The organism is Thermosipho ferrireducens (genome assembly GCF_017358165.1).
Classification (GTDB): domain Bacteria; phylum Thermotogota; class Thermotogae; order Thermotogales; family Fervidobacteriaceae; genus Thermosipho_B; species Thermosipho_B ferrireducens.
On sequence record NZ_CP071446.1, the window covers coordinates 1,696,360 to 1,716,051 of the forward strand.

Here is a 19,692-nt window from a genome sequence, read left to right on the forward strand (position 1 = left end):
AGCGGGGACTGCCCCGCTTTTTCAATTTAACTTCAAATCAAATGAACAACTAACCCACTTTTCAACTTTGGTTCAAACCAGGTTGATTTTGGAGGCATTATCTTTCCTTCATCTGCAACCGCAAGTAATTCTTCTATTGAAGTTGGATACATAGAGAAAGCTACTTTAAACTCTCCATTGTCCACAAGTCTCTGCAACTCTTTTACTCCCTTTATTCCTCCAACAAAACTAATTCTTTTATCAGTTCTTGGATTTTCTATACCAAGAATTGGTTTCAAAAGATTCTCCTGAAGAATCGATACATCAAGTGACGAAACCACATCGTTTTCATCGTATGTACCCTTTTTAGCCGTTAGTTTATACCATTTTCCGCTTAGATACATACCAAATTCGTGCTTTGTCTGAGGTTTATAAGGAGACTCTGGAGCATCTTCTATCAGGAATTTTTCTTTCAGTTTTTCTATAAACTCTTCTTCACCAAGACCATTTAAATCTTTCACTACTCTATTGTAATCAAGTATGTTCAATTGATTGTGAGGAAATAAAACTGCAAGAAAATAGTTATACTCTTCTTTACCTGTATGCCCTGGGTTTTCTTTAGCAAAAGCCTCGGCAGCTCGTGCGGCAGCTGCTGCTCTGTGATGACCATCTGCAATGTAGAATGCGTTTATATTTTTGAAAGCTTCTTCAATCTCCTTGACTTCATTTTCATCTTTTACAACCCACAAGGTATGATGAACTCCTGAATCATCAGTATAATCGTAAACCGGTGTTTTTTCCGTATGCTTGATTATAAGCTCATCAACTTCTGGTTTTGCTCTATACATTAAAAACACCGGTCCAGCATGAGCCTTTAAAAGCTGAACATGTTTTGCTCTTTCATCTTCTTTATCCTTTCTTGTTAACTCATGCTTTTTTATTTTTCCTTCCTGATATTCCTTTGTAGAAAACGTTGCATATATTCCTATTTGCGAATAATCTCCCATAGTTTCTCTGTATATATAGAATGCAGGTTTATCTTCAAGTATCATTACACCTTCTTTTTGAAACATTTCAAGAATTTCTTTTCCTTTCAAAATAACCTCATCAGATTGAGTATCAACTTCACTATCAAAATTTATCTCCGGACGCGTCACCCGATAAAACGTATACGGATTCTTTTCAGCCTCTTTTCTGGCTTCTTCAGTTGTTACCACATCATAAGGTTTCGCAGCCACTTTTTCAACCATATCTTCACGTGGTCTTAAACCTTTGAAAGGTCTTACTACCATCATATCCCTCCTTCTTTGAACTGATTTTCCACGGTGATTTTAACACAGGCAAATGAAAGATACAACATCGATTTAAACTAATTGTTTTAAAATTTGTTTCTTTAACGCTTTTACACATTTTTTCACGCAACTATTCTAAAATTTCCAGAGACTTAATACAAAAACTGTGCTAAAATCAACATGAAATTATTTGAATAATTGGAGGAGATACTATGGGATTATTAAATGTTATGGGACCAGCGATGGTTGGCCCATCCAGTTCGCACACTCTTGGAGCCCTGAGAATTGCAAGGTTCGCACACAAACTTTCTGAAGGAATCCCGGAAAATGTAGAATTCGTCCTGCACGGTTCATTTTCAAAAACGTACAAAGGTCATGGTACTGATAGAGCATTACTTGCGGGTATTATGGGACTAAAACAGGACGATCCCAAAATAAAAGAGGCATACAAAATAGCAGATAAAACGGGGATAAAATACCGCTTTGTGTTCGAAGATTTGGGCGACGTTCACCCAAATACTGTAAGAATAAAGACATATAAATCGGGCATAACCCATGAAATAGAGGGCGCGTCAATTGGAGGAGGAGCAATAAAAATAACATTTATAGATTCAGTGGCATGTGAACTATCATGGGATTACGACACATTAATAATAGTAAACAAAGACGCCCCGGGTATATTAGAAAAAATACTCGAAAAAATAAATGTTAACGTTGCCAATCTATATCTAAGAAGAATCAACGCACTTTTAGAAAGGGCATTAACCATAATAGAACTTGATGAACCCATCAAAGACCTTTCACACATCAAAAAACTACCATATATTTATGAATGTTACTTCATCAGGAGGGATATTTAATGAACACATGGAAAGAGTTGATTGAATTCTGGAAATCATCAGAAATGCCATTTCACGAAGTTATACTAACAGCAGAAATGCTTGAAACAGGAGATGATCCAGAAATTATAAAAAAAGAGCTTCTAAATTTGCTTTCCATAATGATGGAAGAAGCAGAAAAGCAATTTGGAAAAAAGCAGGAGACTCTGACAAACCTTACTGGAAATAACGCTTATAAACTTGCAAATACAAGTCCTACATATTTCGGAAGATTTAATTATATCGCAACAACAACAGCTCTTTCAATATCAGAAAGTAACGCTGCTATGGGAAAAATAGTAGCATGCCCAACTGCAGGGGCTTCCGGCATTATACCTGGTATTTTTTACGCTTTAAAAAAAGAATTTAAAGAAAAAACAGAAAAACTTTTACCAGCATTTATAGTTTCAGGTGGAGTGGGAAATATAATTGCAAAAAAAGCCACCATTTCTGGTGCAGCAGGAGGCTGTCAGGCTGAAATAGGAACGGCAACGGCAATGGCCGCAGCCGGGCTTGTTTATTATGTGTCCAGAGATGGTGTAAAAGCAGGTCACGCTGCATCTTTAGCCTTGAAATCTCTTATGGGACTTGTGTGTGATCCAGTTGGAGGTTTTGTAGAAGTTCCATGTGTAAAGAGAAATGGAAATGCTGTTAATGTTGCCATTTCATCTGCTGAAATGGCTTTAGCAAATATTGAAAGTAAAATCCCACTGGATGAAGTGGTTGATGCCATGAGAATAGTTGGAAAATCACTCCCTGAGTCTCTTCGAGAAACTGGTGAAGGTGGTATTGCTGCAACTCCTACTGCCAGAAGACTAATTGAAAGCATAAGACATTTCAGCAACTAACAACAATAACACTTAAATATAAGAAAATATAGACGATTAACCATCGAATATAGTATATTACATTCATTTACAACATATTTTCAATATGTTATAATTTTTGGTGAAAGTGTTGTAACATTTTTTATAACATCAAGGTTCTTTGAAAGGGGGAACTTAATATGTCAAAAAAGAACGAAGTTACACAACTAAAAGATTGGTTGAATACCAATCCCACAATCCAGGAACTTAAAAAAATGGCAAAAGATTTAGGTTTAAGAGTGAAACGAATGATGAAAAAAAGAGAAGTTATAAAACTTTTTGAGCAGTACATTGAAGAGTTAGAAAACAGAGAAAAAAGTCCCTCTTCCTCTTCATCACAGATAAAACCTTCCTACGAAAAAGAAATCAAGCCTTTAGAAAGAAAAGAAATTACTCTCCCGGAAACTTACGGCAAAGACAAACTTATTCTCATGCCTGTGAATCCTAACTGGATTCATATTTACTGGGATTTTTCCATTAGAACACAAAAAATTTTATCAGATTTACCATATGGTTCAAGAACGGCCCTTCGAATTTACGACGTGACTTACATTCGATTCGATGGTAACAACGCACATAGAACATTCGAATTAATTGTTGATGTAAGAAAAACAAAAAATTATTACTTTAATGTTCCAATGCCAGATGCAAACTATTTAGCCGAATTAGGATACATTACTAAAGATAGAAGATTTGTCCCCCTGCTTCGTTCAAATGTTTGCAAAACCCCGGCAAATTCCCCGAGTCCAAGCTCCAGGGAAAGATGGCTTGATATAAGAAAAAAGAGAAAAATAGTCACACCATCTCAAGGTCCTGTCATAAAAGAGATTGAACATGTTGCAGGATCAATGTTTGGTATAAACAGAGAAATAATTCACCAGGCTGTTTCAGGTGAAGGAATGTTGTGGCAATTGATCAGTATATTACGAAGTGGAAGGGGGATATAAAATATGCCAAAGGGAAATATTGTTTTTGTGCTCCACGCGCACCTGCCATATATTCATCATCCAGAGTATAATTATTTTCTGGAGGAACACTGGTTATTTGAGGCTATAACAGAAACTTACATACCACTTCTTAGAATGTTCAGAAAATTAGAAAGCGAAGGCAAGAAATTCAGGCTCACAATGTCCATAACTCCACCCCTCATGGAAATGCTGGCCAATAAAGAACTTCAAAATAAATATGTTGAACACATGGAATTAATGATAGATCTTGCCCGCAAAGAAATTGAACGAACAAAATCTGAACATCCCCTTAAACATAAAATGGCAAAATTTTATTATGAGGATTTTCAGAAAATTCTTTACATATTTAAAGATATATACCAGAACAATATACTTAACGGTTTTAAAGAGTATTTAGACAAAAATTATCTTGACATTATTACCTGTAATGCTACGCACGGTTTTCTACCATTTATGGAACAATATCCCCAGGCAATTCGCGCGCAAATCGAGCAGGGAATAAAAACTTATGAGAAACACATTGGACGAAAACCACGTGGTATCTGGCTGGCAGAGTGTGCTTATTTTCCAGGACTTGATAAATACCTTGCAGAGTATGGTATTGAATACTTTTTTGTAGATTCTCACGGATTATGGTATGCAGACGAAAGGCCTCGTTATGGCGTCTACAGACCGGTTATTACACCGAGCAATGTTTTTGTTTTCGCAAGAGATCCTAAAAGCAGCGAGCAGGTCTGGAGTTCTCAAATAGGTTATCCCGGTGATTCAAGATATAGAGAATTTTACAGAGATATTGGTTTTGATAGAGAGTTTGACTATATAAAACCATACATCGATCCTATTGGAACAAGAACAAACACTGGTATAAAGTATCATAGAATCACTGGAAAAGATGTTCCTCTTAATATGAAAGATTATTACGATATAGATGCGGCAAAGACAGCTGCCAGAGAGCATGCTCGGGATTTTTTAAGAAAAAAAGAAAGTCAGGTTTCACGTTTAATGAAACTTTTCGAGGGCCTTGAACCGGTTATAGTAGCACCATTTGATGCGGAATTATTTGGCCATTGGTGGTATGAAGGGCCAGTGTTTCTGGAAGAATTTATGCGCTATGTCTCTGAAAGCTCAAAAGTTCGCGCTTTAAAAGCGTGCGATGTTGTTGACATTACTGAAAAAGTTCAGATAGTAACGCCAGCGGCTTCTACCTGGGGAGCAAACGGTTACAATGAAGTCTGGCTTAATGGAAGTAACGACTGGATATATCCTCATCTTCATGAACTGGTTGAAAAAATGACAGAAGTTGCGAAAATTTATCCCGTTCCTGAAAACACCAACCCAAAAATAAGAAGAACATTGTGCCAGATGGCAAGAGAATTGCTTCTTGCCCAATCAAGTGACTGGGCCTTCATTATGACGACTCAGACCAGTGTGGATTATGCTGTTAACAGAACTAAAACACATGTGAAACGTTTTTTAGATTTGTACGATATGGTAAAGAGTGGTAAAATAGATATGGGAAGACTTTCACATTATGAATGGGTTGACGATATATTCCCGGAAATTGATTATACTATGTACCTAAAAACCTAACAAATCTCGGTAAGGAGGGATAAAAGTGCCGGCAAAATATTTTGAACTGAGATGGCACGCAAGAGCAGGCCAGGGTGCTAAAAGCGCATCTCAGATGTTCGCTGAAGCAGCGCTTGAAATGGGAAAATATGTTCAATCTTTCCCGGAATATGGTGCTGAAAGAACAGGCGCACCAATGAAGGCTTTTAACAGAGTGTCAGATGAACCTATCCTTGTTCATAGTTCTGTGGAAAATCCCGATGTCGTAATTGTTATTGATGACACACTTTTAGGAAATCCAGATATAGTATCAGGTATGAAAGATGATAGCGTCTTAATTGTAAACACTGTTAGAGGAGAAGATTTTGTACGAGCAAAAACTGGTTTCAAAGGTAAGGTATGCACAATACCTGCTACAGATATTGCCCTTGAAGAATTCGGGAAAGGTATTCCAAATACTGTTATGCTTGGCGCTATAGCAAAAGTTACAGGAGTCATTACACTTGAAAGTGCTGAAGAAAGAATAAGAAAAACATTTGGGAAGAAATTTTCTGAAGAAATAGTTGAAGCTAACATTAGGGCTCTACGTCGAGGTTTTGAGGAGGTGAACTGCAGTGCCTGAACTAAAAGGATGGAAAGAAGTTCCAATAGGTGGTATTATTGATAAACCTGCCACTGCAAAAGAATATAAAACAGGTACCTGGAGAGTTATCAGACCTGTTCACCAGATTGAAAATTGTATACATTGTATGATGTGCTGGTTGTATTGTCCTGATCAGGCGATTGTAATAGAAATAGTTGATGGAAAACCAAAAATGAAAGGTTACAATTACGATTATTGTAAAGGCTGTGGACTTTGTGCAAATGTCTGTCCAAAAACCAACGATAAACTCCCTGTAGACAAGAGAGCCATTATCATGAAACCCGAAACGGAATTCCAGGAATGAGGAGGTGTATGACGTGCCAGAAGTAAAAAACAGACAGGCTGTTACAGGTGCACAAGCTGTGGCTAATGCCATGCGTCAAATAAATCCCGATGTGGTTGCAGCGTATCCCATCACACCACAAACACCAATTGTTGAATATTTTGCTCAATACGTAGCAGACGGACTTGCAGATACAGAAATGATCCCTGTTGAAAGTGAGCATAGTGCAATGAGTGCTGTTGTTGGAGCAGCAGCATCAGGCGCTCGTGCAATGACTGCAACTGCTGCAAATGGACTTGCGCTCATGCATGAAATTGTTTACATAGCAGCATCTTTGAGACTTCCTATTGTTATGCCAGTTGCCAATAGAGCTCTTTCCGGTCCAATAAACATCCACTGTGATCACAGTGATGCTATGGCAGAAAGAGATTCTGGATGGATTCAATTATGGGCAGAAAATGCACAGGAAGCCTATGATTTTACACTTATGGCTATAAAAATAGGCGAACATGAAGATGTAAGACTTCCAGTGATGGTTAATCTTGATGGTTTTATAATTTCACACGGAGTTGAAGTGGTGGATTTTATAGATGATGAAGCTGCTAAAAAGTTTGTAGGAAAACCTATAGTAAAATACCCACTCCTTGACCTGAATAATCCCGTTACATATGGTCCACTTGATCTATACGACTATTATTTTGAACACAAACGCCAGCAGATAGAAGCCATGAAACACGTGAAACATGTGTTCAAACAGGTTGCCAAAGAATTCGAGAAAATTTCCGGAAGAAAATACGATATTATAGAGAAATACAAAACAGATGACGCTGAATATATTATGATTGCGCTCGGATCTACTGCTGGAACCATAAAATACACTGTTGACCTTTTAAGAGAAGAGGGACACAAAGTTGGTCTTGTTAAGCCCTGGGTCTTCAGACCATTCCCAAAAGAAGAACTTCAGGAAATTTTAAACGGACGTAAAGCTGTAATTGTTCTTGACAGAGCTGCCTCATTTGGAGCTGAAGCACCGCTTTATGAAGCTGTAAAAAGTGCTTTATATGAAGCTGCGGTAAGACCACAAATTGGAAGCTACGTTTATGGACTCGGTGGAAGGGATATAAAAGTTGAGGATATAAGAAAAGCATTTGAAGATGCGTTCGAAGGTAACCTTATAGCAGATGAAGAAAGATACCTGGGACTCAGAGAATAAGGAGGTGTAATGGATGGCTCTTAATATAATGCAGCTTGCTACATTGTTTGCTGATAAAAATCCTGGAATAACTCAGGGTCATAGACTCTGTCCAGGATGTGCCGCGCCAAACGTTGTTAAATTTGCACTCATGATAGCGAAAGCTAAGGGTTTTGAACCGGTAGTTGGACTTGCAACAGGATGTCTGGAAGTTTCTACAACAATCTATCCATACTCTGCATGGAACGTTCCTTATATACATAATGCATTCGAAAACGTTGCAGCTACAATAAGTGGTGTAGAAACCGCGTATAGAGCTCTTGCCAGAAGAGGAAGATTAGTTGATCCAGATAAAAAATACGCGTTCTTTGCATTTGGTGGCGATGGAGGAACATATGACATAGGACTTCAATCACTATCTGGAGCTATTGAAAGGGGTCATAAATTTATTTATATAGTTTATGATAACGAAGGATACATGAACACAGGAAACCAGCGTTCTGGTTCAACTCCTCCAGGTTCTCAAACCACTACCGCTCCAGTTGGAAAAAAACTTTCAGGTAAGGTTCAGATAAAGAAAAATATTGTCGAAATAATGGCTGGTCATGAAAATGTCTATGTAGCCACAGTTTCAACCTCAGAACCTATGGATTTCTTCAAAAAAATTGAAAAAGCTCTCGAATTTGATGGGCCATCGTTTATCGCCGCTTTCTCACCATGTGTAAGGTTCTGGAGAGTTGGCGATGATAAAGCAGTTGATATATCGAAACTTGCCATTGAAACAGGCTATTGGCCTCTCTATGAAGTAGAAAGGGGAGTCTATAGAATTACAAAACGTTTAAAAGAATTAAAACCTGTCAGACAATTTATTGAAGCACAAGGTAGGTTCAAACCTCTCTTGAAAAAAGCAGATGCAGATGATATCGTAAACGAAATTCAGGAGTATGTAACAAGCAGGTGGGAAAGACTCCTGGCTCTTGAAGAAGCAACTAAAGACAAACCAATAAGATAAAAAATTATTTTAAGAAAGCCCCGAAAACTATCGGGGCTTTCTGTTTTTCATCTCGTACATTTTTTCATCAACTTTTCGAAGATTATCTTCAACTGAAACATCTGGATCAAATTCTACAATACCATAAGAAAATTTTATTGGAAATTCCAGGCTACTTAATTTTTTCTTTAACCTTGAAACTATTTTTTCCGCTTCTTTAGAATTTATTGTCGGGAGTAAAAGAATAAATTCATCTCCACCATATCTTACCACAAAATCCATAGTCCTAATATTTTTTTGAGTTATTCTCACGAAATCTTTTAACACTCTATCACCAAAAAGATGTCCGTACTTATCATTCATACTTTTAAAATCATCTATATCAATAAATACTATGCATAACTTTTCCGGCTTTCTTTTTATCCTTGCATGCATTTTTATAAGATATTCAACAAGAAATGCTCTATTGTACGCTCCAGTCATAGTATCTTTTATTGACATATTGTAATACCTGTCTCTCTCTTTTAAAGCTATGTCATAATACTCTTTTAATTTCAAAGTTATAGCTATAATATTGGCAAGATGTTCAAAAACTGGAAAAGTTGCAGGACTGAATAAATTCTCTCCAGACTTTTCAAATAAAACCGCTCCAAAAACATCCCCCCGAAATGATATAGGAACACCGTATATAGAATAATCTTTTTTCACTATGATTTTTGGTTTATATCCATTTGTCAGATTAACTTTCAGTATGTTTGAAAAGTACTCTGGTTTACCTTTATCAATAAAATACCTCAGAAGTGTTTTTTCCTCTTTTGGAACCTTTAAACCTGAAATCTCCTTATTTCCCACAATTCCAAAACGAACAGTAATCTCTCCTCTTTTATCTATTGTTCCTATAATAAAAGAATCGATTACTTTCGCAGAATAAAGATTATTGTATATAGCTTTTCCTATCTCACGCATCTGCCTGTTTTCGAGGACTAAAGGTATTACATTGGTAACAACACTTGAAAATACTTCAGCAGTTTTAAGCTGGGCACCTGTAAACTCCTGAGTAATGTTTTTAATGTTCACAGTTGTATATAAATCCTTACCCAGCATAAACCTAGTAAAATTAATCATAAAGGCAGTTTTGTCTATTTCTCTAATCCAATTTAAACTTACATCATTAGAATCAAGGTTGCCTTTTATCGTATCTAAAACATCTTCTAAAAGTTTAAACTTCGGATATTTTTCAAACAGCCTCTCCCATGACTCTACGAACTCCTGTGCATTCTCAAAGTCTTTCGTATCCACCTCTATGGTTTTCAGAAATTCATCAAAGACATCATTTTTATATACAAGTTTGCAACGTTTCCAGACTCCTATACCAAGTTCTATTTTCCTGAATATTTCGTGAAATATGAGAAACAGTTCATCATACATTTGATTATCTTTTTTTCTCTGCGTTCTCAATTTCAATCTTCTAAAAAGATAAAAAATTAATAACGCCATAAAAACAATAATTGCTAACAAAAATTCTGTCATATTTTCACTCCATTCAAATTCAAAAGACTATATTACTTTCAATAGATCAGTAATTCATATGAACAAATAAAAGGAAAGGGAATTAGAACAAAGCCTCGATGAAATGGTGGAAGAAGACTACCATAAAGCATATGAACAGTTAATTTGAAATTACCGTTTTAAAATAAATCTTGTACTTTATAGTATCAATATTATACCATTTTCTTTAACAAATCCATACTTAACTGTTTAGAAAATATACCTTTAATTTCTTAAAACAATCGCAAAATATATATGATAAAATATTTAATTAATAATTCTCTGGAAAGGAGAATTACTATGAGCGAAATAATAGCAAATTCTCTTGAAGAATTATACAGCAAAATCGAAAAAGATTATGGTCCTAATTGGTGGCTTACCTATCATATAGATATAAATGAAAAACCAGATGGAAAAATTGTCGCAAAATTAACCCCTATCTCCGAGCTAAAAGTTTCTGATAAAACCATTTCACAAATAAAATTACCAGAAGAAATAGATGCAAAAAAGATTTCACAAGAAAACTTTGAAAAGCTCTTAGAAGAACATTCCGAACCAAAAATAGATGTGTCAATATCTGAAGATAAAATGGAAGCATTTTTAACAATAATACCTGGTCTGGTAAAAGAAGTGCCAACCTATGAAGAATTAATAAAAGCATTAAAAGATGCTGGAATTAAAGCGGGTATTGACAAAAATGCTATTGAAAAAATTGTAAAAGAGAAAATTACACTAAAACCCGTGATTGTAGCTCGTGGAGTAGCACCCACACCGTCAAAGGATGCTACTCTTGAATTTTTGTTTCCAAAAGATGGAATTTCAATTTCCAATGATTCAGAATCTTTTGAGCGCAAATTTAATATATTTACATGCAAAAAAGATGATATTTTAGTTAAAAAAAATCCTCCATTATACGGAAAACCAGGTTATAACGTGTTAGGTGAAACAATACCTGCCACTGCTCCAGAAGATATTAATTTGAACCTTTACACAGGGAAAAATACCAGATTATCTGAAGATGGCACAAAAATACTTTCGGATGTAAATGGCCAGCCTTATATATCGTCAGATGGAAAAGTAAATGTAAGGGAAATTCTCGTAATAGAGGGGAATTTGACCTATGAAACCTATCAAACAAAAATCATAGACTTTCCTGGAACAATATGGATTAAAGGAAACGTAGAAGGTGATTTTAAATTAGTTTCCAAAAAAGATATTTACATTGATGGTATTTTAAGCGGAGGATTTAATTTACAGGCAAACGAAAGTGTCATTGTAAAAAAAGGGATATTTGGAAGAGGCATCGGAAAGTTAGAAGCAGAAAAAAACGTTATTGCAAAATTTATAAATGAAACAATTATACTGGCTGGAAATGAAGTTAAGACAGGAGAGTATATAATGAATTCAACAATAGTTGCTAAAAATAATGTAATTGTTTCAGGAAAAGGTTTAATAATAGGTGGCGAAATATCAGCTGGATATTCTATTATTACAAAAACATTGGGAAATTTCAGCGGTATTAAAACAAGCCTGAGAGTAGGAATAAATTTTGAGTATCAAAAAAGATATACCGAATTAAATTTTAAGCTTTCAATGAATTTTAAAAAATTATCGGAACTTTCACTGGCATACAAGAGAATATTAGATTTACTACGCTCCACAGAAAATAAAAAAGAAAAGGAAAAACTGTCACTAACTATAATAAAGATTAATCATGCGAAAAATAAGATCATAAATGATATGAGAAAAATAAAAACTGCTATAACTGCCTTAAAAATAGAACGTTATAGGGAAAAAATAACCCAAAACGCTTATGTACTTGCCTCCGAAGAGTGCTTCCCGGGTGTTGTTATCCAAATCTACGACGAAACAATTAAAATCCAGGACAAACTTGGTCCAACATTGTTTACACTATCTAAAAAAAGTGGAAAAATTGTATCTCGACCTTATAAGTCCTGGAAAGGTTAAATAAAAGATTTAGATGAAAAATTTTCCTTATTTTACACTATTGCGCAAATTTAATAGCATTTTTAAACTCTCCCAGACACAAATATAATACTGGTAAAACAAACGGGGGAGGTGTTTTTCCTTGAATCATGCTTTAGAATTTGCAAAAAACTATAAAAAAGATATTGTAAACTTTATGAGTCGATTAATACAGGCAAGAAGCTATTCTGGAGAAGAACAAAAAGTTATTCAGGTTATAAAGTCTGAAATGGAAAAAGTGGGTTTTGATGATATCAAAGTAGATAAACTCGGTAATATAATTGGAAGAATAGGAAATGGAAAGCATATAATAGCTATGGATGCTCATATTGACACAGTTGACATTGGAAATGAAAAATTGTGGGAAAGAGATCCTTTCAGCGGTGAATATGACAATGAATGGGTCTATGGGAGAGGTGCGTCAGATCAAAAAGCGGGTATGTGTTCAATGGTTTATGGAGCAAAAATACTAAAAGAGCTGAATTTATTTGATGATTTCACCCTGTACATCACAGGAACTGTTATGGAAGAAGATTGTGACGGACTGTGCTGGAGATACATTATTGAAAAAGAGGGTATAAAACCAGATTTTGTTGTTATCACAGAACCAACTTCTTTAAAAATTTATAGAGGACATAGAGGAAGAATTGAGTTCAGAATTCGAACAACCGGTTTATCTGCTCATGCAAGCGCACCAGAAAGAGGTGTGAACGCGATATATAAAATGGCAAAAATTATCAACGAAATAGAAAAACTAAACGAAGAACTTAAAAGCGATTCTTTCCTGGGAAAAGGTACAATCGTTGTTTCACAGATCTTTTTTAAATCCCCTTCACATAACGCCGTCCCTGATGAATGTGAAATTCAAATTGACAGACGAATAACTGAAGGAGAGACAAAAGAAACCGTTTTTGAGGAAATCAAAAGGGTATTTAAAAGGGCAGGAATTGAAGATGCAGAAATTATAGAACTTGAATACAAAAAGCCATCTTATACTGGTGTAGTTTATCCAGTGGAAAAATATTTCCCGGTGTGGAGTTTTCCAGAAGATAGTTTTATTGTCCAGGCAGCAAAGGAAAATTTCAAAGATACTTTTGGTGAAGAACCAGTTGTAGATAAATGGACATTTTCCACAAATGGTACAGTTACTGCAGGGGTTTATCAAATTCCTACAGTTGGTTTTGGACCAGGCGAAGAGAAATTTGCACATGCCCCCAACGAAAGAGTGGCAATTGAACATCTTATTAAGGCTGCTGCTTTTTACGCTACTTTCCCTAAAAAAATAATCAGTATGTTAAATTCGAAAGGGAGGGATTAGAATGTCAACATTTTTCCGGGGAAGGCACCTTATTACCACTCAGGATTTTACAAACGAGGAAATAGAGATGATGCTTGACCTTGCAAAAGAACTGAAAATCAAATTCAGCTATGGCGAACCAACACCTTACTTGCTGTACAAAACGCTCTTTTTAATTTTCTTCGATGAAAGTACAAGGACAAGAAATAGTATGCAGGCAGGTATAGCTCAGCTCGGTGGAACAGGTATATTCTTAACTCCTGACAAAATGCAGATCGCCCACGGAGAAGTGGCAAAAGACACGGGTATTATTCTTTCAAGGTTCGGGGATGGTATTGGTATAAGATTTTGTAAATTTGGTCAGGGAAACAAATACCTTAGAGAAATGGCTGCACATTCTAAAGCTCCAATAATGAATTTGCAGGACGACGTGTACCATCCATTCCAGGTATTGGCAGACTTAATGACTATTCAGGAAAGATTCGGAAAAAATCTTAGAGGATTAAAAGTCGGTATTAGCTGGGCATACGCCGAAAGTCATCTGAAACCACTTTCTGTTCCCCAATCGCAGATCCTGTTATTCACAAGGTTTGGGATGGATATCACTCTTGCCTATCCTGAAGGATTTGATTTAATGCCAGAAATCGTTGAACAGGCCAAGAAAAATGCAGAAAAATTTGGAGGTAGCTTAAAAATAAGCCACAAAATGGAAGACGCCTTTGTTGACGCAGATGTAGTCATACCAAAGAATTGGGGCGGTTTCTTCGTATCAGATAATCCGGATGAGATTCGTGCCGAACAGGCGAAACACAAAAACTGGATTTGTACTGAAGATTTAATGAAACTCACCAAAAAACACTCTATTTACATGCACGCTTTGCCAGCCGATAGAGGAAAAGAAGTTGTCGATAGTGTAATAGACGGACCACATTCTGTTGTATATGACGAAGCGGAAAATAGACTGCACACAGCAAAAGCTGTAATGACACTGCTCATGGGAGGACGTTTCTAAAACATGTCCAGAACTCATGATTTAGGCATAGTCGATGGATTAGTATATCTCGAAGGCACTTTTTTAGAAGCAAATATTTATATAAGTAAGGGTAAAATTGTTGATATAACAACTAACTATTATGCAGCAAAAGAAGAGTATACTGCCAGGGAGAAGTGGGTTCTCCCTGGTTTTATTGATCCTCATGTCCATTTTTCTTTAAACCTTGGAAAATATACATCAGTTGATGATTTTAAAACGGGATCAATAAGCGCGCTCTTTGGTGGTGTTACAACTTTTATAGATTTCCTTGACCCCATAACAACTGTTTCAGAATTTGAGAAAGCATTCTCAAAAAGGCTAAAAGAGGCACAATCTTCTTATGCCGATTACTCTTTTCACCTAACATTAGCAAACACAAAAGAATCTGCAGAAAATTTTATTAAAAAGGCTATTGAGTCTGGACTTCCATCGATAAAAGTTTTTACCGCTTATTCTTCAAGCAATCGAAAGACATTTGATGGGTATTTGTACAGTCTTATGGAAGCTGCCTCAAAGTACAACTTAACCATTTTAATACATGCCGAAAATGAAGAAATGATAATAGAAAATGTGCCAGTTTACGAACATTCAAAAGCAAGACCTGAGATGTCTGAAATAACTCAAATCATAAAAATAGCTGAAATGGTGAAACATACTGGAGCTAAAGTCTACATAGTGCATACCACATGTGGCACCATAATTGAAGAACTCTCGCTGAGGTTCAAAGATATACTCAATGAAAAACTATTCATCGAAAGCTGTCCGCATTATTTTTATTTTAATTCTGAAGCTTATTTAAAAGAAAACGGTTATCTGTACACAATGACACCACCGCTTCGTTCAAAAAATGAACAAAAAAAGCTTATTAAAAATATCTCTGGAATATTTTCAATTGGTACTGATCACTGTACTTTCAATACCAAGGAAAAGAACAAAAAATATACCGGGGACATTCCAATGGGCATAGGTGGAATTGAGCATTCGTTTATTTTAATGTACACATTATTTGGAAAACAAATTATAGACAAATTTACTTTAAATCCTGCAAAAATGTTTAACCTTTATCCCAGAAAGGGTACATTGTATCCAGGTGCCGATGCAGATGTTGTAATTTTTAATCCAAATTATTCGGGATTTATTAAATCCACTCACACAAATGCTGATTATGACCTTTATATTAACACAAAAGTGAAAGGAAAAGTAGAAAAAGTCTTCAAGTCAGGAAACCTAATAATTGAGAACGAAAAACTTGTGAAAACCGCTCCAGGAAATTTTTTGAGGAGGTAAATTATGAAGGCCATTATAAATGCTAAAATATACGATTTTGAAAATTACATTGAAAACGGATACATACTCTACGATAAAAAAATTCTTGAAACAGGAAAAATGGAAGATTATCCAGGAGCTTTATTTGAAATCAATGCTAAAGGTAATCTGGTAATACCAGGACTTGTGGTGGGACATACACACATATACTCTACATTCGCAAGAGGATTATCTGTCCCCTTTAATCCGAAAAATTTCAAGGACATTTTAACACAATTATGGTGGAAATTAGACGCCAAACTTGACAAGGAAGCAAACTATTACAGTGCTCTTGTTGCGGGGCTTGAGTTTTTAAAAAATGGGGTAACCACAGTGATAGATCATCACGCAAGTGGCTTACAAATCAAAGGGAGTTTGTCGACACTTAAACAGGCAATTTGCGAAGAGATAGGATTACGTGGCATCTTTTGTTTTGAAACAAGCGATAGATTTAACGTTAAAGAATGCGTAGAAGAAAACGTAGAATTCGCAGCTCACAGTAATGAGATGCATGCTGGAATCTTTGGACTTCATGCCTCTTTAAGTCTCTCCGAAGAAACTTTAAAAGTGGTAAGTCAACACTACGAGGGCCCAATACATATACATGTTGCCGAAAGTCCTGATGATGAAAAAGATTCTATCGAAAAATATGGTATGAGAGTAGTAAAAAGGCTGGAAAAACATAGTCTATTGAGAGAGAATTCTATTTTAGCACACTGTGTACATGTTAATGAAGAGGAAATGGCACTAATTTCGCAATATAAATGCTATGTAGCATATAACGTTACGTCTAACATGAACAACGCAGTTGGACTTCCAGATTATCAGAAGATGAAAAGATATGGAATAAATGTGATAGCGGGAAATGATGGGTTAGGATTTAACTTTTCAAGGGATCTACTCAATATTTTCTTCTCTATGAAACTGGCGGGAAATTCTCCTATTTCATTTGATTTCAATGACTTCATAAAAATCATTAACAATACGTACGAACTTGCTGGAAAATATTTAGGAGTAAAACTTGGAAAAATAAAACCTGGTTATGCCGCAGATTTACTTATAATTCCATATGATATACCTACACCTATGAATTCTTCAAATATTATTGGACATTTTATATTTGGTGTGCTGGATAATTTTAAACCATCTCATGTGATAGTCAATGGAAAAACATTAATCGATAATTTTAACGTACTTCTTCAAACAGAAATTATTTATAAAGAAGCTTCTAAAATCGCCGAAACGGTGTGGAAAAGACTTTGAGGGGGGATTATAAATGGAACTTTTAACAAACATAGCTGGAATAAAAATTAAAAATCCTCTTATGCCAGCCTCTGGACCGCTGGTTGGAGATTCCAAAAAAATACTCTATATAGCAAATCTTGGTGTAGGGGCGATAGTTACAAAAACTATTTCAACGAAAGCTGCAGTAGTACCACGACCATGTATTTATGGTGAAAGAGAATTTGCCATGAACGCCGAACTATGGTCTGAATTGCCTCCAGAAAAATGGATTAACGAAATACTTCCAGAGATAAAAAGCAAACTGGATGTTCCCATAATTGTAAGTGCCGGATACTCAAAAGAGGATATGGAAACATTAATTCCAGAGCTCGATAGATTTGCAGACGCATTTGAAATATCAACTCATTATGTGGGAAAAAGTTTAGACACTATAGCTGAAATAGTAAAAGCTATAAGAAAAAATACTGAAAAACCAATATTTATGAAAATGAGTCCACATATTCCTGATCCGATAGGTTTTGCAAAAGTTGCTGTAGAAAATGGAGCAAATGGAGTCGTTGCTATCAATTCATTAGGCCCCACTATGAAAATAAATATTGAAAAAAGAAACGTTCTACTTGGAAATGAAAAAGGTCAGGTATGGTTATCTGGACCTGCTATAAAACCCCTGGCTCTTGCAATGGTTAACATGCTCAGAGAAGCTTTACCAGATATAACCATTATAGGCGTTGGAGGAATTAAAAGTGCTGACGATGTTATAGAGTTTCTTCTTGCTGGTGCCGATGCTGTTCAGATGTTATCCTCTGCTTTGATATACGGAAAAGATCTATATGAAAAAATAATAAAAGAACTTCCAGAAAAACTTAAAAAATATGGATTTGAAAGCATTGAAGATGTTAAAAACACCGGATTAAAAAAGGAATCTCCTAAATATGAACCTGTCCATCCAATCATCGACCATGAAAAATGTACACTTTGTAGAATATGTGAAAAGGTTTGTCCATACTTTGCAATAGAAATAAAAGATAAAGTAATCGTTAATGAAGAAATGTGTTTTGGCTGCGGTTTGTGCGAAAGCCGATGCCCTGTTAAAGCAATAAGTGGCGTCCTTTCGTCTTAAACATGGAAACATAGAATCGATTTTTTCCATCTTTTTTTGCTTTATATAACAACATATCTGCGGCGGAAATTAAGTCAGTTACAGTATAACCTTCCTGGTTTCTTGCAATTCCGCCGCTTATTGTTATTTTTTTATCGTCTCCAATAACTTTTTTCCAATTATAGCTTTGAATTTTTTCATAAATTTTTTCTACAAACTTGATTGCCATATCTGGAGATTTAAAGACTATTATAAACTCTTCTCCACCATATCTACCTGCCATTGCTTTTTCATCTATCACTTCAAGAAAAATTTTTGCAATTTCCTTTAAAACAAGATCTCCAGTCAAATGACCATAAATATCATTCACCTGCTTGAAATTGTCTATGTCAAACATTGCAAGTGTAAGATCATTTTTGTATTTTTCCATCATATTTTCAATACTTTCAATAAGACTTTTTTTATTTAGCAATCCAGTTAAACCATCTAACAATGCCGCATTATTATATTCTTTAAAATTGTTCAACGTTGAAAAGAGCATTCCCAGGCTTTCAATAGCTTCTTTCAAAAACTCACGCAAACCTACAGTAAAAGCGGGATTTTCAAGTAATATTATCCCTATCTCTTCATTCTCATAACATATTGGTTGAGCGTAATAATTCTTTATTCGTCTCTGGCTATTTTCATCGAATGCACCTGTATACGACCATTTTGAGGGTGTTATTGGCTTATTTAAAAACGAAAGTAAAAGTGCCTTTAAGTGGTTGGGATTAACTTTTTCGGAAAGGTTATAAATCCTACCTTCAGAAGGAGAAAGCAAAGCCGAATAAAAACCTGTAAAACTTGTAAAATGACTAATCAATTTTTTTAGAGAATTCATAACGTGCTTTTCATCTCTTATATATTTTAAAAATCCTAAAATTTCCCTCTTTATTATTTCGCTTTTCATTTTTTTCTCAATAACTTGATAAATATCCTCAAAGGTAAAGCTTCGATTATCATTCAAGTTCCCAGCATAAAAACCATTATCTAAAAAAACGGAAAGTTCGCTTTTTATTCTATCTTTTCCTATCAGTTTGCTTAAAAACTTATTGGCCCCACTTTTTTTAGCCCAATACTCATTTATAACATCTTCAGAGCCTGTTAAAATAATTATTCCAATACTTTGAAATTCAGGGATACTCCTTAAAACCATCGAAACATACAAACCTGATATATCAGGCATATTATAATCAGTTATCACCAGATCAGGCAAAAACTTTAAAGCTTCATTTACACCTGATATACCAGACTCTGCCGTTTTAACTTCACACCCGAGAGAATTTACAACATCTGAAAGAAATAGACGCCAGAATTTACTATCATCAATCACTAAAACTTTTTTCAAAAACATCCCCCTGTGAAATAAAAATTCTTACTTTATTATATCACAAATGATATGTTAAAATGTAGATAAGAAAAATTCCTATCATAAACCGGACTTTTTTAGTATTATAAAAACTAAAGGAATGAAATACG

The 19,692-nt window shown here is 35.3% G+C and carries 17 protein-coding genes; 14 read left to right on the forward strand and 3 right to left on the reverse strand.

Annotation, left to right across the window (positions count from 1 at the left end; translation table 11 throughout):
• Nucleotides 1-32: 32 nt before the first annotated feature.
• Nucleotides 33-1,271 (reverse strand): DUF1015 domain-containing protein, encoded by a 1,239-nt coding sequence (locus tag JYK00_RS08310; protein WP_207566440.1) that lies wholly within the window; start codon nucleotides 1,269-1,271, stop codon nucleotides 33-35.
• 212 nt (nucleotides 1,272-1,483) lie between these two features.
• Here JYK00_RS08310 and sdaAB point away from each other — a divergent pair, with 212 nt between their 5' ends.
• The 8 genes from sdaAB (at nucleotide 1,484) to JYK00_RS08350 (ending at nucleotide 8,682) form a co-directional block, all read left to right on the forward strand.
• Nucleotides 1,484-2,131: an L-serine ammonia-lyase, iron-sulfur-dependent subunit beta gene (gene sdaAB, locus JYK00_RS08315; protein ID WP_207566441.1), complete on the forward strand. Its 648-nt coding sequence runs from the start codon at nucleotides 1,484-1,486 to the stop codon at nucleotides 2,129-2,131.
• Nucleotides 2,131-2,997: an L-serine ammonia-lyase, iron-sulfur-dependent, subunit alpha gene (gene sdaAA, locus JYK00_RS08320; RefSeq protein ID WP_207566442.1), complete on the forward strand. Its 867-nt coding sequence runs from the start codon at nucleotides 2,131-2,133 to the stop codon at nucleotides 2,995-2,997. The genes sdaAB and sdaAA overlap by 1 nt, the downstream gene beginning before the upstream one ends.
• A 158-nt stretch (nucleotides 2,998-3,155) precedes the next feature.
• Complete coding sequence (locus tag JYK00_RS08325; RefSeq protein ID WP_207566443.1) at nucleotides 3,156-3,962, forward strand: DUF4912 domain-containing protein; 807 nt, start codon at nucleotides 3,156-3,158, stop codon at nucleotides 3,960-3,962.
• A 3-nt stretch (nucleotides 3,963-3,965) separates the two neighbouring features.
• Nucleotides 3,966-5,573 carry a glycoside hydrolase family 57 protein gene (locus JYK00_RS08330; protein WP_207566444.1) on the forward strand — a complete coding sequence of 536 codons (1,608 nt, stop codon included), beginning with the start codon at nucleotides 3,966-3,968 and terminating at the stop codon, nucleotides 5,571-5,573.
• 25 nt (nucleotides 5,574-5,598) lie between these two features.
• Nucleotides 5,599-6,174 (forward strand): 2-oxoacid:acceptor oxidoreductase family protein, encoded by a 576-nt coding sequence (locus tag JYK00_RS08335; protein ID WP_207566445.1) that lies wholly within the window; start codon nucleotides 5,599-5,601, stop codon nucleotides 6,172-6,174.
• Nucleotides 6,167-6,499 carry a 4Fe-4S binding protein gene (locus JYK00_RS08340; RefSeq protein WP_207566446.1) on the forward strand — a complete coding sequence of 111 codons (333 nt, stop codon included), beginning with the start codon at nucleotides 6,167-6,169 and terminating at the stop codon, nucleotides 6,497-6,499. Before JYK00_RS08335 ends, JYK00_RS08340 begins: the two co-directional genes overlap by 8 nt.
• 13 nt (nucleotides 6,500-6,512) lie before the next feature.
• Nucleotides 6,513-7,691, forward strand: a complete 1,179-nt coding sequence (porA, locus tag JYK00_RS08345; RefSeq protein ID WP_266097016.1) for a pyruvate synthase subunit PorA — start codon at nucleotides 6,513-6,515, stop codon at nucleotides 7,689-7,691.
• A 13-nt stretch (nucleotides 7,692-7,704) separates the two neighbouring features.
• On the forward strand, nucleotides 7,705-8,682 hold the full coding sequence (locus tag JYK00_RS08350) for a thiamine pyrophosphate-dependent enzyme (RefSeq protein ID WP_207566447.1): 978 nt from the start codon (nucleotides 7,705-7,707) through the stop codon (nucleotides 8,680-8,682).
• A 27-nt stretch (nucleotides 8,683-8,709) separates the two neighbouring features.
• Here the strand turns inward: JYK00_RS08350 and JYK00_RS08355 are convergent, their stop codons facing one another.
• Entirely contained in the window at nucleotides 8,710-10,191 is a 1,482-nt protein-coding gene (locus tag JYK00_RS08355) for a GGDEF domain-containing protein (RefSeq protein ID WP_207566448.1), read from the reverse strand.
• Between the two features lie 318 nt (nucleotides 10,192-10,509).
• Between JYK00_RS08355 and JYK00_RS08360 the strand changes: the two genes are divergently transcribed.
• The 6 genes from JYK00_RS08360 to JYK00_RS08385 all read left to right on the forward strand — a co-directional run bounded on the left by JYK00_RS08360 (nucleotide 10,510) and on the right by JYK00_RS08385 (nucleotide 18,195).
• Nucleotides 10,510-12,177, forward strand: a complete 1,668-nt coding sequence (locus JYK00_RS08360) for a DUF342 domain-containing protein (RefSeq protein ID WP_207566449.1) — start codon at nucleotides 10,510-10,512, stop codon at nucleotides 12,175-12,177.
• Between the two features lie 121 nt (nucleotides 12,178-12,298).
• Nucleotides 12,299-13,513 (forward strand): YgeY family selenium metabolism-linked hydrolase, encoded by a 1,215-nt coding sequence (locus tag JYK00_RS08365; protein ID WP_207566450.1) that lies wholly within the window; start codon nucleotides 12,299-12,301, stop codon nucleotides 13,511-13,513.
• Between the two features lies 1 nt (nucleotide 13,514).
• Nucleotides 13,515-14,504: an ornithine carbamoyltransferase gene (locus tag JYK00_RS08370; protein ID WP_207566451.1), complete on the forward strand. Its 990-nt coding sequence runs from the start codon at nucleotides 13,515-13,517 to the stop codon at nucleotides 14,502-14,504.
• A gap of 3 nt (nucleotides 14,505-14,507) precedes the next feature.
• Nucleotides 14,508-15,812, forward strand: coding sequence for a dihydroorotase (locus JYK00_RS08375; RefSeq protein WP_207566452.1), 1,305 nt, complete (start codon nucleotides 14,508-14,510; stop codon nucleotides 15,810-15,812).
• A 3-nt stretch (nucleotides 15,813-15,815) separates the two neighbouring features.
• Entirely contained in the window at nucleotides 15,816-17,093 is a 1,278-nt protein-coding gene (locus tag JYK00_RS08380; protein ID WP_207566453.1) for an amidohydrolase family protein, read from the forward strand.
• A gap of 13 nt (nucleotides 17,094-17,106) precedes the next feature.
• A complete protein-coding gene (locus tag JYK00_RS08385; protein WP_207566454.1) occupies nucleotides 17,107-18,195 on the forward strand; it encodes a 4Fe-4S binding protein in 1,089 nt (362 codons plus the stop codon).
• Here the strand turns inward: JYK00_RS08385 and JYK00_RS08390 are convergent.
• Nucleotides 18,164-19,561 (reverse strand): GGDEF domain-containing response regulator, encoded by a 1,398-nt coding sequence (locus JYK00_RS08390; RefSeq protein WP_207566455.1) that lies wholly within the window; start codon nucleotides 19,559-19,561, stop codon nucleotides 18,164-18,166. The genes JYK00_RS08385 and JYK00_RS08390 overlap by 32 nt on opposite strands.
• Between the last annotated feature and the right edge of the window lie 131 nt (nucleotides 19,562-19,692).

Bases quoted from the DNA above. Each gene is read 5' to 3' on its own strand.
- JYK00_RS08310 (WP_207566440.1), bottom strand. From the start codon at position 1,271: ATGGTAGTAAGACCTTTCAAAGGTTTAAGACCACGTGAAGATATGGTT.
- sdaAB (WP_207566441.1), top strand. From the start codon at position 1,484: ATGGGATTATTAAATGTTATGGGACCAGCGATGGTTGGCCCATCCAGT.
- sdaAA (WP_207566442.1), top strand. From the start codon at position 2,131: ATGAACACATGGAAAGAGTTGATTGAATTCTGGAAATCATCAGAAATG.
- JYK00_RS08325 (WP_207566443.1), top strand. From the start codon at position 3,156: ATGTCAAAAAAGAACGAAGTTACACAACTAAAAGATTGGTTGAATACC.
- JYK00_RS08330 (WP_207566444.1), top strand. From the start codon at position 3,966: ATGCCAAAGGGAAATATTGTTTTTGTGCTCCACGCGCACCTGCCATAT.
- JYK00_RS08350 (WP_207566447.1), top strand. From the start codon at position 7,705: ATGGCTCTTAATATAATGCAGCTTGCTACATTGTTTGCTGATAAAAAT.
- JYK00_RS08355 (WP_207566448.1), bottom strand. From the start codon at position 10,191: ATGACAGAATTTTTGTTAGCAATTATTGTTTTTATGGCGTTATTAATT.
- JYK00_RS08360 (WP_207566449.1), top strand. From the start codon at position 10,510: ATGAGCGAAATAATAGCAAATTCTCTTGAAGAATTATACAGCAAAATC.
- JYK00_RS08370 (WP_207566451.1), top strand. From the start codon at position 13,515: ATGTCAACATTTTTCCGGGGAAGGCACCTTATTACCACTCAGGATTTT.
- JYK00_RS08375 (WP_207566452.1), top strand. From the start codon at position 14,508: ATGTCCAGAACTCATGATTTAGGCATAGTCGATGGATTAGTATATCTC.
- JYK00_RS08380 (WP_207566453.1), top strand. From the start codon at position 15,816: ATGAAGGCCATTATAAATGCTAAAATATACGATTTTGAAAATTACATT.
- JYK00_RS08385 (WP_207566454.1), top strand. From the start codon at position 17,107: ATGGAACTTTTAACAAACATAGCTGGAATAAAAATTAAAAATCCTCTT.